Here is a 16124-nt window from a genome sequence, read left to right as displayed (position 1 = left end):
ATTATAGCAAGCGTCATGCCAACGAATTTAGACGGATTCTTGACTCTTTCGTTTAAGGCGATGTTGTTCGCTGCGTAGTAAGGTTTCAAATTCTGAGCTGGTTAGCGGTTTGCTGAATAGGAAGCCTTGGATCATATCGCAGGATAAATTCTGTAGATGTCTGGCCTGTTCTTTGACTTCGACACCTTCTGCAACCGTGGTTAAACCCAAGTTTTTAGCAATGGTGATCAAAGAGGAAACCATCATCAGTTCAGAGTGGGAATAGATGAGATCATCAATAAAGGATTTGTCGATCTTGAGTGTATCGAGTGGGAACGACTTAAGATAGGACAGGGAGGAATAGCCGGTGCCAAAATCATCCAGGGCCAGGCTGATCCCCAAGCGACGCAGTGCTCTCATGGTGATCACGGCGTCCTCGGGCTTCTGGATCACCGTCCCTTCGGTGATCTCCAGCTCCAATTGGGTGGCCGGCAGTTGAGTCGTTTGCAAGATCTCTGTGATCCGTTCAACCAGATCCGGCTGGGTAAATTGCTTCGACGCTAGGTTGACGGCAATGCGGCCTGAAAACAGCCCTTGTTGATGCCAGCCTTGTACCGTGGCACAGGCCTGTTTCAGCACCAACTCGCCGATCTCGATGATCAACGAGCTTTCTTCTGCCAGTGGGATAAATTGGCTTGGGGGGATCAGGCCATGCTGCGGGTGTTTGATCCGAACCAAGGCCTCGGCACCAACAATATTGTGGTTGTGGGTATCCACTTTGGCTTGGTAGTGGACTTCGAACCAGTCCTTCTTCAATGCTTCACGCAGTAAGCGCTCACCACTCAGCCGCTCCTGCGCCGCTTTGTTCATGTTATCGTTGTAATATTGGTAGCATTGTCCGCCCAGGCTTTTGGCGTGGTACATGGCGAGATCGGCTTTGCGTAGGAGTGACTGGCGATCGTCATCGTCTTCGGGATAGTTGGCAATGCCGATACTGCTGTGGATCAACAGTTCGTTGTGCTCGAGGCTATAGGGGTGCTCAAAGCCCTCCAGTAGGGTTTGTGCGACCAAGGTGCTGGCAGGCAGGGCTAGCTCTCCTTCGTACACCACGGCGAATTCATCGCCGCCAAGCCGGTGAAGGGTCGCCTCATCCGGCAAGCGGGCTCGGAGTCGGTTGGCAATATGGCATAGCAGTGCATCGCCGGACTCGTGGCCGAGTGAGTCATTGACGCGTTTGAAATCATCCAGATCAAACAGGAACAAACAGAATGGGATCTGGAGCCGGATCAGTTTATCCAGGCTGATCTGCAGGTAGTTTCGATTGGGCAGTCCGGTGAGGCTGTCATTATTGACCAGCCGGCGCAGCTCTTGTTCGGCCGCCTTACGGTGGGTGATATCATTGACGACGCCCACGTAGAAACAGTCGCCCTCAGGGATGTCATCGATACGATCGATGCGGATCTCCAGTTGGATCCGGTGACCATTGTGTTTGCAATGATCGATCTCGCCACTCCACTGGCCCTGCTTGTCGACAATGGTAAAGATATTGCTGACATAGCTGTCGGGGTATTCGTTGAAGTGAATGGGGTTAGCCAGTAGATCCGTTCGCTGTTGTTCGGTGATCTTCAAAAAGGCGTTATTGAGTTCGATGTACTCGCGTTGCGCATTGAGGATGTACATCCCCTCGGAGATGTTGGTCAGTGCACGAGCAAACAGCGACAGTCGTTCCTCCGAGCGCTTGAGCTGATTAATGTTTTTAATGGTCCCGGTCATTCGTAGTGGGGTATTGTGTTCGTCGCGCTCGACGATCTTGGCGCGGTCCAAAACCCAAAGCCAATCGTCTTCACTGGTTTTGACCCGATAGGTCGCCTCGAAGTGCTCGCTCTTGCCTTCGAAGTGTGCCATCAGCAATTGATGGACCCGTTGTTTGTCGTCAGGGTGGGTGGTTCGTCCTTGCTGGCCCTCAACGGACAGGATCTGCCAGCTATTGGAGCGATGCACCTTGCCTGCAGGAATGTCCCAGTCCCACATTTCATCGCCGCTGCCCCAGAGGGCGAGCTTTAATCGCTCTTCACTTTGGGCAATGCGTTGTTGCACCTCCCGGCGTCGTTGGTATTCGCGATAGCTCAGCCCAGCAGTGAGGAGCAACAGCAAGGCGTACAGCAGTTTGGCTTGCGTTGACAGCCACCATGGCGGGGTGATCAGGACCTCAATGCGGGTATGGCCGGGGCGGGTGTGTGCAAACACGGATTGGGTGCGAACCTCAAAGGTATATTGACCATGGGGAACATTGGTAAAGGTCGCGACGCGGTGGTCATTATCGGCGGTCAGCCATTGGTCGGAAAAACCCTGCAAGCGGTATTGGTATCGCAGTGACGTATCTTGGCGACTGGCCAGATCGACAAAGGTAAAGGAGAAGGGGTACTCGCTGTAGGACAGGACAATGCGTTCGAGCAGTGACGGCGAAAGGGGATCGCCCATCGGCGGACGATAATCTTGGTTAAAGACCTTAATGGCGGTAATGATGGGTTTCGCATCATGAACGGGTTCTGCGCTATCTGTTGCCGTCAGTATTGTTAGACCTTCACTGCCACCAAAGAATATTTTGTCTGAGCTGGTAAAGGAGGCCATTGCATTATATGACTTCTGCACGCCATCAAAAGGTAAATAATGATCCAGCAGGTTTAAAGTGTCTTTGCTTAGCTTGATGATGCCATTGCTGGCGGACAGATAAATATGATCTTGGGTGATATTGATGGTGTAAATGGCCGGTGACTCGGTTATACCTTGGGTCTCTAGGCGAGAGAGCTGTTGATCTTGTTCTAGGTGATAGAGTCCGTCTGATGCGGTGCCGATCAATAAACTGTCATGTAAGACGCCAATACTGGTGACCACTTTGTCACTGAGTAAGTGGTGTGTTTTTTGCCAGCGCTCTTCACCATCTTGAGTCTGATATATCAATAGCCCAGATTGGGCGCCCACATAGAGGGTGGCGCCCACTTGAGTGACATTAAATATGGTCGAGCTCAGGGTGTCCATTAGCGGCAACAAGCGGACATGGTGTTCTGAGTCGATATGAAAGACATCGCCACTGTAGGTACCGGCAAAGAGTCCGTCGGGTGTTGGGGTTAGGCTGGTAACGATGCGGTCGGCGATGAGGGCGGTGAAATCTTGGGTTTGGGCGTGGTAGTGGCGAAGACCATTGGCACCGGCGACATAGAGTCCGTCGGCACTGGGAGATAGGCTCTTCGGACCGGTCAGCGCCACATCCAACGGTTCTAGTGGTTGCATGCTTTGGTTAAATCGCTGAACTGTGCCGGTGTTGTTGGCCACCCAAACGGTGCCGTTTTGTTCGAATGCGGACCAAACCTGATTTTCTGCCGTTGCGGTATTGCTCAGTGGGTAGGTCTTTATCTGGCGTATTTTGGGAGAGTAGTGGTGTAGGCCCTGGCCCACCGTCCCGGCCCATAGCGCGGCATTGCTGTCGAGTAAGATCTCTGTGGTTGGGGTGGCCGAGACCGGCTTCAGTGCTTCGAGCCGAAGATCCTCGGTGAGTTTGCCCGTATACAAGCCTTCCAGCGAGGCGAGATACAGTTCGCGACTGTCGGGCTGATAACGCAGTCCTGCGATCAAGGGCGGTGTGCGCAGCTGTTGCCCCTGCAGTTGCCCGCTTGACGCTGTTTGAGCGACAAATAAGCCCAAATTGGAGGCGATCAGCGCATGCTTGCCATCGATAGGCTGTACGGCGTTGATCTTACCCGTGTGGCTGAGGGTGGGCTGAAATGTGGGATCCTGTGCCAATTTGAGGTAGTTGCGTCCGTCAAAGGTAGAGATAAGGTAGGAGTCTGTATCCAGCCCGGGGAGGGCGAGGTAGCCTTCGTTGTCAATGCTGCTGATATCATGGAACGTCACTTGTTCGTCTTCGATGACATAGAAGCCGCGATGGCCAGAGAGGATCAACTGAGTGGCGTTTTGACTGGCTGACCAGAAGTGGTCATTGAGCTCGAATGGGGCGACAAAACGGTTGTTGACGGGGTCAAATCGATAGAGGTTGGCATTGGTTATCACCCAGAGCTGATGCTCGCTGTCGAGCAACAGATCAACGATCATGTTCTCCTTTAGGCCATGCAGCTGACTGGGGGATGCCTGATAGTGTTTGAAGCGATGGCCGTCAAAGCGGTTCAGGCCGTTAAGGGTCCCGACCCAGATAAAGCCATCACCGTCTTGGGCGATACTGGTGATGGTCCCTTCGGTTAATCCTTCCTGCTGATCGAAGTGGCGAAACGGGTAGTTAGGCTGGAGCGGTTTAGGATCGGGCTGTGCGATGCTCCAGAGCGGCAGCATCAGCAAAATCAGCGTAGCGATCCATTTTCCCATAAAAAACATCCATTTCTAACTTCCTGATGGTGCCAGAACGTTAACATCAAGTTAACCGGCATCCAAGCGTTCGTTCCTTTGATTGAATCTCATTTGCTTAGAAGTCGATTAAATTTGATTGGCCTTTAAATGACGCGACGTCGGTAATGTGCCTTTCACCGGTTAATGGGGCCATCTGTGTGTGCGAACTCCCTGATGAGTATAGAACTAACCGGTCTGGGTTGCGGCTGCGCATCCGATCCATAATAAAGCGGATCAGCTCTGCTCGATCCATCGAGGCGATGTATTGGGCGATGCTGTCCCGCTGATCGAAGTCTGTGTCCTTATTGCCAATGCTGACCCAGCTGCGTTGGGCTTTGGCTTTGAGGTTATTGTCTTGCTCTAGGATCTGATTGCACAGCGCCGCCTTGGTGCTTTCCCATTGCTTGCTGGAGATCTGCATCAGGGCATAGCTGAAGTCTGAGATAAATTGATCGATGGATTCGAGCAATTGCAAAGGCCCAGCTACGGGGCTCTGGATGTAAAAGATGATGCCCGGGCAACGGTTCATCGGCACATAGCTGGTGCCGACCATATAGCCCAACTGCTGCTTGGTACGCAGTTCATTGAAGAAGTCGCTGGAGATGGTGTGATTGAGCAGGCTAAACAGCGCCATTTTCTTGAGCTCGTTGCGGCGCGATTGGTAGTACACCAAGATGGCGCTGTCTTGATGGTTGCTGTCGATCTCACGCAACACCGTGCCTTTATTCTGGATGCTGACCAGTTGACGCTTCACCTCTCGGCCTGGATTGGAAACCTGCTGCATGGTGTGCTCGAGGCGCAGAGCCAGGTTATCCGCTTCAGCGCGGATCCAGTCGCCATACACCAGCCCTTCGACATGCACCTGTTGGTAGATCGCGTCGATGTGTCGATGCAGCTCTTGGAGATCGACACTTTGCAGCTCATCGGCCATCCGCAGCGGATCAAAGCTGCGCTGTTGCAGCGTGGTGGTGAGCGCATTGAACAGGCGTGAAACCGGGCGTCCGACTCGGATCCCATTCCAGCTGCGCTGGAGCTGATTGCGTGTTTCGATAAAGCTTTCCGCGCTGAAATCCCGCTGTTGGGCATGATGCAGCAGCAGATCCAGCAGCTTTTCCTGTCCACCGGTGAAGCCACTCAGATGAAGGGTTAGACCGCCTTGATGGGGATAGATGTTGTAGTTGAGCCCGGCGACCTCCGCTTGATAGGTCAGCTCTACCAAGCTGTCCATCAGCAGGGCGATGTAGAGTCGGGTCATCGCGGCGCTGCGTGCATCGTGGTGGCAGGCTTCGCTGTCCAGCGACACAAACAGATGCGCCTTGGGGACGTTAAACTCGCTGTCTTTCTTATGCCAGAGGGTCAGTTGTTCGGTTTGGTAGATCGGCACAGGGAAGCGATCGGTCGACAGTTCGGGGCGAGGCTCAAGCAGATCACTGATGTACTCATTGACCGGCGGAAGCGTGATCCCCGGGCATGGCGCGGCGCTTAACCAGGCTTGCTTGCGTTCGGCATCGATCGGCCGTAAGCGATAGGGCGTGTCGTACCATTTGGCTTGTCTATCGCCTTCGCACTCTGGTGCGACCAGCGTCAGGCGAACGTTGTCGACGTGGAATTGCGCCAGGATCTCGCTCAACACGTTGCGATCCAGGCCGTCCATGCGGTAATCGCCGTAGATCAGATCGGCGACGTCGTAATGCTGCATGTTGATGGTCAGGTGGCTGGCCAGCTCCAGTGGCTTTGAGGTTTCCTGAAAGCGAAACGCGCGCTCGAGCAGTTGCTGTCGCTCTTGATAGCGCCAATCCTCGATCCCATGCAAGCGGATCTGCTCGATATACTGGAAGGTGACGGCGAGGATCCGATCTTGTGCGGCCAATCCCTTTTCCGTCAGCTGATAGCTGATGTTGTAGTCTTTGAAGTTGTAGCCGTTGATCCCACCGCCGGCGGAGAGTTGGCTGACCAGTCCCTCTGCTTTGAGTACCGACAACAGGCTTCCCTTGCCCTCATAGCCCAATTGGTAGGAAAGGTAAGTCAGGGGCTTATGGCGGTACCAGGCATCCAGTGCGCCTAGGGCGAACGTCAGGGTGAGTTGTCGCGACTTTTTCAGCGGCGCCATCTCGAGCTGAATGTTGAGCTCTTGTGGCCGGTATAGCGGCACTTGAGGCAGTTGCTTAATGTGACCGAGATCCGGGATCTGGCTAAAGCTGGAGCGGATCTGGGGCAGCAACGCGTCCCAAGGCTCTGGACTGACCAACACCAGGGTCATCAGGTTGGCCGAATATTGGGTTTGGTAGAACTGCACCAGTTCGTCTCGCACTGGCTGGTTCGGTCTATCTGCCAGTGTTTCTTGATTGCCGACGGAAAACTTGCAGAAAGGGTGCGCCGGATTGACGGTTTCTTTGTGAACTTGGTAGAAGCGGCGCATGTCATCTTGCAGCTTCATCTTGAATTCAGAGTCGACCGACTGGCGCTCTTTTTCGACCAGGTGCGGATCGAACAGGGGGGCGGTAAAGAATTGGCAGAAGCGATCCAGTGCCTCGGCAAAGGCGTTGGGTTTGATATCGAAGTAGTAGCTGGTGAATTCGGGCCCGGTCCACGCGTTATGCGAGCCGCCATTTTGACTGATAAACTGCTGATATTCACCGGCATTCGGGTATTTATCGGTGCCCAAAAATAGCATGTGCTCGAGAAAATGGGCCATGCCTTCACGCCCGGCGGGATCGTCAAAGTGGCCGACCCGCACGGCAATGGCCCCCGCGGCTTTGGTGGCGGCGGGATCCTGCACCAACAACACCCGCAGCGCATTGTCCAGCTCGAGATATTGGTACGTCCGCGGATCGTTGGGGCTGATCTTCAACGCTTGGGCCATGGCCACCTTGCGGCCTTGACTGCGGCCGTCCTTTGCTTGAGGTCATTAATGAGAGCTAGTGTGCGCTCAGATCGGGTCTGGTGCAATCGCTGGTCGTGACATCCGACTAAAGACTACCTAGTCCAGGGCTGTTGCCGCGCGACGAGGCAAGCTAGAATCGGCTGAACGAAGCAGTAATTAGACAATAGCAGATGGACATATTTTTGATGCGTCATGGCGAGGCCAGTTTTGATGCCCCCACGGATCCGCAACGTGAGCTCACCGTATTGGGGCAACAGCAGAGCCGGGCAATGGCGGAGCATTACTTCGCGGATTGGCAAACGGTGGATCTGGTGCTGATCAGCCCCTATGTGCGCACCGATCAAACCTGGCAACAGATCGCCGCTATCCTGCCGCAGCCGGTACCGGTCCAGATCCTAGAAGAGCTGGTGCCCGAGGCGGATCCTGAGTACGCCAGCGATGTGGTGATCGCCACGGCGCAGGTGCTGGGCGCTCGACGCGTATTGGTGGTGTCCCACATGCCGTTGCTGGGGTATCTGTTGGCCGAATTGGTGCCGGGTCAGATCCCGGCCATGTTTACCACCTCCGCCGTGGCGAAAATCACCCTGGATGAGGCAGCAACCTTGGTTGAGCGCTTGGCCCCGCACGAATTATTGCCGGTTTGAGCGACGTCTCGCGCTAAAGCTCGGGATCGAATTGGCCAATGTCCACTAAGACCAGCAGGGCCCCATTGCCGCCCCACTCCAGCGGGGCCTGATGGAACGCCACGACATCAGGGTGCTGACACAACCAGGCCGGCACCCGCTCTTTCAGAATGCCGGTGCCTAAACCGTGCATCACACTGGCGCAGGGGATCTGCTGACGTTTACAGGCGTCGAGCAGGGCGATCAACTCATGTCGCGCTTCGGCTTGGGTCAATCCGTGCAGATCTAACAGCAATTCCGGACTGTAGTCGCCTCGGCGCAGCCGCTTCACTTCATACGCGCTGGCGCCATCACGCACATAGCGCATCGGCCCATGGCTGGGAAAGGCCGGTTGAAAGCTATCGGAAAAGTAGTGATCGGCCAGCTTCCGCTGCTGCTTGGCACGGGTTTTATCCGGTGTCGGCACCGGTGGACGATGGTTGATCCTGTCCTGCGAAAGCGGCTTTACATCCGCCATGCTGTCGCGGAACAAGGCGAAATCGTCGTCTTGATTGGGGTTCGATTTTTTCATGGCGCACTATTTTACGCGAGACAGGATAGGAATAGGAGGGGATCTCCCGCTACAATGGCCGCCAATTTATTTTTAGGAAGGCCACGACGTGGAAAAGATCTTTATTGATGAAGCCGTCAATGAGCTTCATACCATCGACGATATGTTGCGCTGGTGTGTCAGCCGCTTCAATGCCGCTGGGATCTACTACGGTCACGGCACCGACAATCCATGGGATGAGGCCGTTGCCTTGGTCATGCACACGGTGCACCTGCCATTGGAGCTGGGTCCTCAGGTACGCAGCGCCCGACTGACCAGCACCGAGAAACACCGTATCGTTGAGTTGGCGATCCGTCGTGTGCGCGAGCGCGTGCCGGTGCCTTACCTGACCAACAGTGCTTGGTTTGCCGGATTTGAATTCTATGTCGATGAGCGGGTGCTGGTGCCACGCAGCCCGTTTGCTGAACTGATTGAAAATGAGTTCACCCCTTGGCTGTACAACAAGCCGGTTCATCATGTGCTGGATCTGTGTACTGGCTCGGCGTGTATCGCCATCGCCTGTGCCCATACCTTCCCGGATGCGCAGGTGGATGCGGTCGATATCAGCCCGGATGCGCTGGAAGTGGCGCAGATGAACATCGAAAACCACGGCTTGCTGGATCGGGTCTACCCGATCGAATCCGATGGTTTCTCCGTGCTCAAGGGCCAGAAGTACGATCTGATCGTGTCTAACCCTCCCTACGTGGATGCGGATGACATGGCAGATCTGCCGGACGAGTTCCACCACGAGCCGGAGTTGGGCTTGGCCTCTGGGCACGATGGCCTGGAACTAACCCGTTCCATCCTAGCGCAAGCGGCGGATCAACTGACCGAAGGCGGCCTGCTGTTTGTCGAGGTGGGCAACTCCATGGTGGCGCTGTCCGAGCAGTTCCCTGAGCTGCCATTCACCTGGCTCGAGTTTGAGCGCGGCGGCCACGGCGTCTTTATGTTGACCCGTGAGCAGTTGGTGGCTGCTGAAGCAGCATTGGCACCGTACAAGTAGATCAAAACGTAGAAGAATAACGGCACAGGAGTCCCCGCCATGGCCGGCAACAGCATTGGAAAGCTTTTTACCGTCACCACTTTTGGTGAGAGTCACGGCGTCGCTCTAGGCGCCATTGTCGATGGCTGCCCTCCGGGACTGGCCATCACAGAGGCGGATCTGCAGATCGATCTGGATCGGCGGCGCCCCGGCACCTCGCGTTACACCACGGCGCGGCGCGAGCCGGATCAGGTCAAGATCCTGTCCGGGGTGTTTGAGGGTAAAACCACCGGCACCAGCATCGGTTTGCTGATCGAAAACACCGATCAACGCAGCAAGGACTACTCGGCCATCTCCGAGTTGTTCCGGCCCGGCCATGCGGATTACACCTACCACCACAAATACGGCAATCGCGATTACCGCGGCGGCGGTCGCAGCAGCGCGCGGGAAACCGCGATGCGGGTGGCGGCCGGTGCCATCGCTAAGAAGTATCTGGCGCAGCAGTGTGGCGTGATTGTCCGTGCCTGTGTGAACCAGCTGGGCCCGGTGAAAGCCGAGCAGTACGACTGGAGTCAGGTCGAGCAAAACCCGTTTTTCTTCCCAGATGGCAACAAGCTGGAGTCTCTGGACGACTACATGCGCGAGCTGAAAAAGTCTGGTGACTCGGTCGGCGCGAAGGTGCGCGTCGAAGCGCTGGGCCTGCCTGTTGGCTTAGGTGAGCCGGTGTTTGATCGCCTCGATGCGGAGATCGCCCACACCCTGATGGGCATTAATGCCGCCAAAGCCGTTTCCATCGGCGACGGCTTCGAGGTGGTGACCCAGAAGGGCTCAGAGCACCGTGACGAGATGAGCCCGCAAGGGTTCGCCAGCAACCATGCCGGTGGCATTCTGGGGGGACTCAGCTCGGGACAGCCGTTGGTGGCCGAGGTGGCGTTTAAGCCGACTTCGTCCATCATGGTGCCTGGGCAGAGCATCAATACCCAAGGCGAGAGCGTCGAGATGGTGACCCGGGGCCGTCACGATCCCTGCGTTGGCATTCGCGCCGTGCCCATTGTCGAGGCGATGGTGGCCATCACTTTGATGGATCACCTGATGCGTCACAAAGCACAGTGTGGTGATGTGCAGGTGGCGACACCGGTACTGCCGATGCAGCAGGGCTAAGGCCTTGACCACGTCTCCATTAACAGGCCGCCAGGGCAAAGCTCTGGCGGCCTGTTACTTTTGCTTCTTTGCCATTCTTGGTCTGTTGGTGCCCTACTTGGGGCTCTACCTCGACGGGCTGGGCTTCCACTCGCTCGAGATCGGCCAACTGCTGGCGATCCTGTTTGCTACCCGGATCATCGCCCCCAATCTTTGGGCGGCGCTGGCGGATCACCTAGGCAAGCGGGTGGCGATCATCCGCCTTGGGGCCGCGTTGGCTGCGCTGACGTTCGCTGGATTATCCGGTTCAACGGCGTTTGTCACCCTTGCGCTGGTGATGGCGCTGTTTACCTTCTTTTGGAATGCCATTTTGGCGCAGCTCGAGGCGGTGACGCTCACCAGTCTGGGCGAGCGCAGTCATCAGTACGGTACGCTACGCAGTTTCGGCAGTGTGGGTTACATCGTGATGGTGGTCGGCGCCGGCTGGTGGTTTGAGCGTCACGGCGCATCAGCCTTGCCTCATATCGGCCTGCTGGTGTTTGCGGCATTGGTGCTGACTTCCTGGTTTATCCGCGAGCCCGCGGAAGCGGCACCCGCTCAGCGTCACCAAGCCAGCCTCGGCTTTGTTGAGGCACTGAGGCAGCCGAAGGTGATCCTGTTTTTGCTCACCGCTTTGCTGATCCAGGCCAGCCATGGGCCGTTTTATACCTTTTACGTATTGTATCTCATCCAACTTGGCTTCGGTGAGGCTTGGGCTGGCGCCTTGGTGGCGTTGGGGGTGATCGCCGAGATCGGGATCTTCGCGTTGGCGCCTCGACTGCTGGCGCGTTGGTCGCTGAGCTCGCTGATGTTGGTTGGCTGCGCGCTGGCGGCGTTGCGCTGGTTGATGACTGACTGGATGGGGATGAGTTTGAGCGGGCAAGCTTTGGCCGCACTGCTGCATGCCTTTAGCTTCGGCTTGACCCACGCCTGTGCCATCGCTTTTGTCCATGGCGCGTTTGCGTCGGCGGATCAAGGCAAAGCGCAGGCGCTGTATGCCAGCTTGAGTTTTGGAGTCGGCGGCGCATTGGGTGCCTATCTCAGTGGCATACTGTGGCAAAATGGTGATGGCGCGCACGTTACTTGGTGGAGCGCCGCCATGGCAGCCCTCGCTGCCGGACTGATCATGCTGCTGTTTAAGTTTTTCGATGCCAAACGCGAAACAGATCCAACACCTGTTTGAGCAGGGCCCGGGCCGGGAATACCAAACCTTGCTGCTCGATGGTGGCGAGGAGCCGCTGTATCTGCCAGCCGATGAGATCTGCCCCTATCATCGGATCTACTTTGCCCACGGCTATGTGGCCAGCGCGCTGCATGAGCTGGCGCATTGGTGCCAGGCGGGGCCGGAGCGTCGAGCGTTGCTGGATTACGGCTATTGGTATGAGTCGGATCAGCGCAGCACCGAGCGTCAGGCGGAGTTTGAGTCGCTGGAAGCGCAGCCGCAGGCCATCGAGTGGTATCTGAGCCAGGCCTGCGGCAAGGCATTTGATGTCAGCGCGGATAACACCGCCATCGAGATCGACAGAGTTGGGTTTCGGCGTCGCGTTCAGGCGGCAGCCGAGGCGTATCAGGCACGGGGCTGGCCGCCCCGGGCGCAGCAACTGGCCCGGCTGTTCTGCCAGCATTTCGATCGGCCATTACCGACGCGTTTCACATGGAGTGAGGATAAGCTGTGTTCAAACTGGGACTGATCATCAACCCGCTGGCGGGCCTGGGCGGCAGCGTCGCCCTTAAAGGCTCCGATGGGGTTGCCGAGCAGGCGTTGGCGCTGGGCGCCAAGCCCAAAGCGAGGGCGCGGATGGCGCTGGCGCTGGCGGCACTGGTGCCGCTCAAAGCGCGGATCCAAGTCCATACGGCCCAGGGCGAGATGGGCGGGGCTCTGGCGACAGAGCTGGGCTTTGATCCCCGGTTACGCCACACGCCACCGGCGGTGACTGACGCGGCGGATACCCGCGCGTTGGCAGAGCATCTTCTGGCGGAACGGGTGGATCTCATTTTGTTTGCGGGCGGCGATGGCACGGCGCGGGATCTGTGCAGTGTGGTGGGCCAGCGTATTCCGGTACTCGGGGTGCCAGCCGGGGTGAAGATCCACTCCGGGGTGTATGCCATCAGCCCCAAGGCGGCGGGCGTTGTCGCCGCGCAGATGGTGCGGGGCGAACTGCTGAGCGTCACCGACGGTGAAGTCCGTGATATCGATGAGGTCGCGTTTCGCCAGGGTAAGGTCAAGGCCCAATACTTTGGCGAAATGATGGTGCCCGAAGCGCTGCGCTACGTGCAGGCGGTGAAGATGGGCGGCCAGGAGCATCAGGCGTTGGTGCTGGATGACATTGGCGCCGACATGGCCGAGCAGATCGAAGCGCTCAATGAAGCCGGTTGGCAGTGTGTCATGGGCTCGGGCAGCACGGTGGCGGCGGTGATGGATCACCTCGGGCTGGCCAACACCCTGCTGGGTATCGATCTGATCAAAGACAACAAAGTGCTGGGGCAGGATCTGACCGAAGCGCAATTGCTTGATGTCATCGCGGACAAGCCAACCAAGCTCGTGCTCACCCTGATCGGTGGCCAGGGTCACCTGTTTGGCCGCGGCAATCAACAGCTGAGCCCTTTGGTGATCCGGACCATCGGTCGTGACAACATCATGATTGTCGCCACCAAAACCAAATTAGAAGCACTGGCGGGCCGTCCCATGCTGGCGGACACCGGTGATCACACCTTAGATCGGGCCTTAACCGGCCACTATCGCATTACCACCGGCTATCGGGACGCCGTGTTGTACCCCCTAGCCGATCCGGAGGAAGAAGTATGTTAGAGCGTTGGGATGAGATCTGCCACGAGTGGACCGGTGAGTTGCTGCAGTCCGGCAGTGACGATGAGGTGTTTGCTAGCGGCTACTTGCAGGGGCATTTTGCCGTGGTGCTGTCCCAGTTGGAGCAAAACGAAGCGCCAACACTCGATGGCTTGCAGGCCAAGATGGCTGACGTGTTGGGTGCCGCGAAAAGCGAGCTGTCGCCGCAAGATCTGGTACTGATCCAGAATGCCTGGCAGCAGCTTAATCAGCGTTTGATTGCTTGAAACAAAGCCAGCTAAGAAAAAATGCCGCAGAGAATCTCTGCGGCATTTTCGTATCCTGGGCTGCTAGTCCGGCTGACGGAGTTGCAGCATCCACAGATGCTGTCGGCTGAGTGAGCCATCGCGGTAAATTAGGCCCAAACTGTCGCCCAGGTGGACAACTTGCTGAGCATAGGAGCTGCTACTGCTGATATTGAAGCGCCACAGCTCAGTGTCCTGAGACCATTGTCCGTGGTGGCTCACCCACATACCCTGACTGCTCAACATTATCTGTTCATTGTCGAGCTGAGGGTGACGTATGGTCGCTTTGTCGCTGCTCTGTGTTTCACGGGTCTGAGCGCGATAGAGCTCCAGTGTGTAGCTTTCCTGGGGGCTGGGTAGGTGGGTGACGTGCCAACTGCCATTTTGCAAAGTCCGAAAGGTGACATTATCGCTGCCGTCTGCAGTTTGGACCCGTGGCCAGAATAAGAAGCGGTCACCCATCTCCATATCCGCGCTATGAAGCGGTGTATTGCTGATGGTCTCAATGGACTCGCCAAGTAACAGCGCATGCGCTTCTGGAACCAGGTCAAGCTCCGACCAATATAGGAAATACTCCCTGTCATAGCTGATTGCAACAGCTTGCAGTGGGTCACTACCGGTAAAGTCGAAGCGATACAAGCGATCTGCGGTTTGGGATGGACGCTCTGGAACCAGAACCTCGACATCGCCGGTCAATGTGTTGATGACGGTGAATGATGGCCAGTAACCGCTGTCTGTTCCTTGGTAGATCAGGGTGTCAGCGATGTTGTCCGGGAACTTTAGGTTGCTGCCGCGTTGTTGTGAAGCCGAGATCGGCAGCACCTGATCCAATTGCCATTGCTGTTGCGTTCGGTCGTAACGCATCAGCATCATTTCGTCCCGGTGCGGGTGGTCTCTATCGGTTGGAGACAGATACATGAAGGCTGTGCCTGCAGAAGTCATCAGTGGCCAATTATTCTGGTAACTGAATGTGCCCTGGGTTTCTGCCGGGGCTGACATTGGCGTCAATGTCGCGGTATTACGATCATACCAGAACATGTTCTCCTGCCCGTTGGCCATCTTGCTGACAAAGACCAATTGGCCGTTTTGAGCCCAGCGAGTGTGGGTCAGCGTGTCCATAAACTGGCCTTTCAAAATCTGCTTAGGCTCAGAATAGCCTTGCTGATCGGCTGTCACCAGATAGATCCCGTCGGCACTGTTGCCGTCTTTTACCTCAAATAGCATCACCACTTTGCCATCGTCGACGGCATAAGCTCGCCGGGTCCAAGTCAGGTTATCGGCTTCAGGTTCAAAGTCGTGGCGCACCCATCGGTATTCGGCTGGGTTATCCTGGATCGTGAGATCGACATACACGTAGCGGCTGACACCGTCGGGTCGCTCTTGCGGATCCAGGCGCAGTGATAATTCGCCGGGCCGCAGTGCTCTGAGAGTGGGCTCATTGTGACTGACGAAGTCGAGCCCAGAGGTGTCTGCACTGTTGCCGTCGACTCGAAAACCATATGGGGTATCGAGTGGTACTAAGGTGTCGTCGGTTAATCGAGCGCTAAATGCGATCTCTAGGCGGTCACCAAGCAGCATCTCAAGCTGCCCATAGGGGGCTTGGGTCAACACTACTTCGATGGCCTCTGGCGCCGTGACCTCCACAGTTTCCGATACTGACAGTTGCCCGAACCGGGCTTGGATCTCGACTTCGCCGGGTACCATGGCGCGGAACTCGCCAGGGGCACTGAAATGCACAGAGTCGGATTGAGCGCTGGACCACTCTGCACTGGCAGTAATATCTGTCGTTTCGCCATCGGACCAATTGGCCGTCAGGGTCCAGTTTTGCTGGGTTCCCGCAGGTTGGGAAGGCTCGATGCCAGAAAACTCAATCGCCAAGATTTCTGATGCGCCGATCTCGATACGGACTCGTTCAGTACGGCCTCGGTACTGAGCAGACAGGGTCGCTTCGCCGATGGCGAGTCCAACAATTTGTTTGTTGTCGATGGCAACGATCTCGGGACTGTCCGTTTCGAAATTGGACAGGTCGGTGACATTACTGCTGTGGCCATCGGTAAAGTGCGCGATCAGCGCATGACCAATCGCTTCGCCCAGTGGGATCTGGCTAGGTACATGCCACTCCAGATTTTCGACTACAGCGCCCCCACCGACACCTGGGCCACTGGGAAACGCTTCGTCTCCTTCCGTGAATAGGCAAGCGGTTAAAAGGGGAAGCAGAGTGAGAAGTGAGAACAACTTCTTCATCATATTCTCCATAAAAACGAATCAACAATGATAAAACAGCTTTTATTTCAATGTAGTAGAAGATGTTGTAGGGATATTGTAACTGCAAGGTAGGCCGTTGGAGGTGTGGAGGGTTGGGCCAGAAAATTGGGTCGTAAGCAGGCAAAGCTCCCTGCC

At 56.4% G+C, this 16124-nt stretch carries 11 protein-coding genes; 7 read left to right on the top strand and 4 right to left on the bottom strand.

The window, feature by feature from the left end; translation table 11 throughout:
- Positions 1–27: 27 nt before the first annotated feature.
- Both ABEA08_RS00830 and ABEA08_RS00825 read right to left on the bottom strand, forming a co-directional pair.
- Positions 28–4356 (bottom strand): EAL domain-containing protein, encoded by a 4329-nt coding sequence (locus tag ABEA08_RS00830; RefSeq protein ID WP_345332255.1) that lies wholly within the window; start codon positions 4354–4356, stop codon positions 28–30.
- A gap of 97 nt (positions 4357–4453) precedes the next feature.
- Positions 4454–7246 carry an insulinase family protein gene (locus tag ABEA08_RS00825; RefSeq protein WP_345332253.1) on the bottom strand — a complete coding sequence of 931 codons (2793 nt, stop codon included), beginning with the start codon at positions 7244–7246 and terminating at the stop codon, positions 4454–4456.
- Between the two features lie 185 nt (positions 7247–7431).
- Here ABEA08_RS00825 and sixA point away from each other — a divergent pair, with 185 nt between their 5' ends.
- On the top strand, positions 7432–7905 hold the full coding sequence (gene sixA, locus ABEA08_RS00820; RefSeq protein ID WP_345332251.1) for a phosphohistidine phosphatase SixA: 474 nt from the start codon (positions 7432–7434) through the stop codon (positions 7903–7905).
- A 13-nt stretch (positions 7906–7918) separates the two neighbouring features.
- Here sixA and smrB read toward each other — a convergent pair whose 3' ends face one another.
- Positions 7919–8455, bottom strand: coding sequence for an endonuclease SmrB (gene smrB, locus ABEA08_RS00815; protein WP_345332249.1), 537 nt, complete (start codon positions 8453–8455; stop codon positions 7919–7921).
- A gap of 88 nt (positions 8456–8543) precedes the next feature.
- Here smrB and prmB point away from each other — a divergent pair, with 88 nt between their 5' ends.
- From prmB to ABEA08_RS00785, 6 genes are read left to right on the top strand one after another with little or no spacing between them, the layout of a single operon-like run.
- Positions 8544–9476, top strand: a complete 933-nt coding sequence (prmB, locus tag ABEA08_RS00810; protein WP_345332247.1) for a 50S ribosomal protein L3 N(5)-glutamine methyltransferase — start codon at positions 8544–8546, stop codon at positions 9474–9476.
- Between the two features lie 39 nt (positions 9477–9515).
- Positions 9516–10616 carry a chorismate synthase gene (gene aroC, locus ABEA08_RS00805; RefSeq protein ID WP_345332245.1) on the top strand — a complete coding sequence of 367 codons (1101 nt, stop codon included), beginning with the start codon at positions 9516–9518 and terminating at the stop codon, positions 10614–10616.
- A 4-nt stretch (positions 10617–10620) separates the two neighbouring features.
- On the top strand, positions 10621–11817 hold the full coding sequence (locus ABEA08_RS00800; RefSeq protein ID WP_345332243.1) for an MFS transporter: 1197 nt from the start codon (positions 10621–10623) through the stop codon (positions 11815–11817).
- The gene (locus ABEA08_RS00795; RefSeq protein WP_345332241.1) at positions 11783–12325 is read left to right on the top strand and encodes an elongation factor P hydroxylase; all 543 of its coding nucleotides are present in this window, start codon (positions 11783–11785) and stop codon (positions 12323–12325) included. Before ABEA08_RS00800 ends, ABEA08_RS00795 begins: the two co-directional genes overlap by 35 nt.
- Positions 12307–13443 carry an ATP-NAD kinase family protein gene (locus ABEA08_RS00790; RefSeq protein ID WP_345332239.1) on the top strand — a complete coding sequence of 379 codons (1137 nt, stop codon included), beginning with the start codon at positions 12307–12309 and terminating at the stop codon, positions 13441–13443. The genes ABEA08_RS00795 and ABEA08_RS00790 overlap by 19 nt, the downstream gene beginning before the upstream one ends.
- A complete protein-coding gene (locus ABEA08_RS00785) occupies positions 13437–13706 on the top strand; it encodes a YfcL family protein (protein ID WP_345332237.1) in 270 nt (89 codons plus the stop codon). The genes ABEA08_RS00790 and ABEA08_RS00785 overlap by 7 nt, the downstream gene beginning before the upstream one ends.
- 63 nt (positions 13707–13769) lie before the next feature.
- Here ABEA08_RS00785 and ABEA08_RS00780 read toward each other — a convergent pair whose 3' ends face one another.
- Positions 13770–15968 (bottom strand): hypothetical protein, encoded by a 2199-nt coding sequence (locus ABEA08_RS00780; RefSeq protein WP_345332235.1) that lies wholly within the window; start codon positions 15966–15968, stop codon positions 13770–13772.
- Between the last annotated feature and the right edge of the window lie 156 nt (positions 15969–16124).

The organism is Ferrimonas pelagia (assembly GCF_039543565.1).
Lineage (GTDB): Bacteria > Pseudomonadota > Gammaproteobacteria > Enterobacterales > Shewanellaceae > Ferrimonas > Ferrimonas pelagia.
Note: the sequence above shows the minus strand (reverse complement) of the source record. Positions and strands in the feature narration are given on the sequence as shown.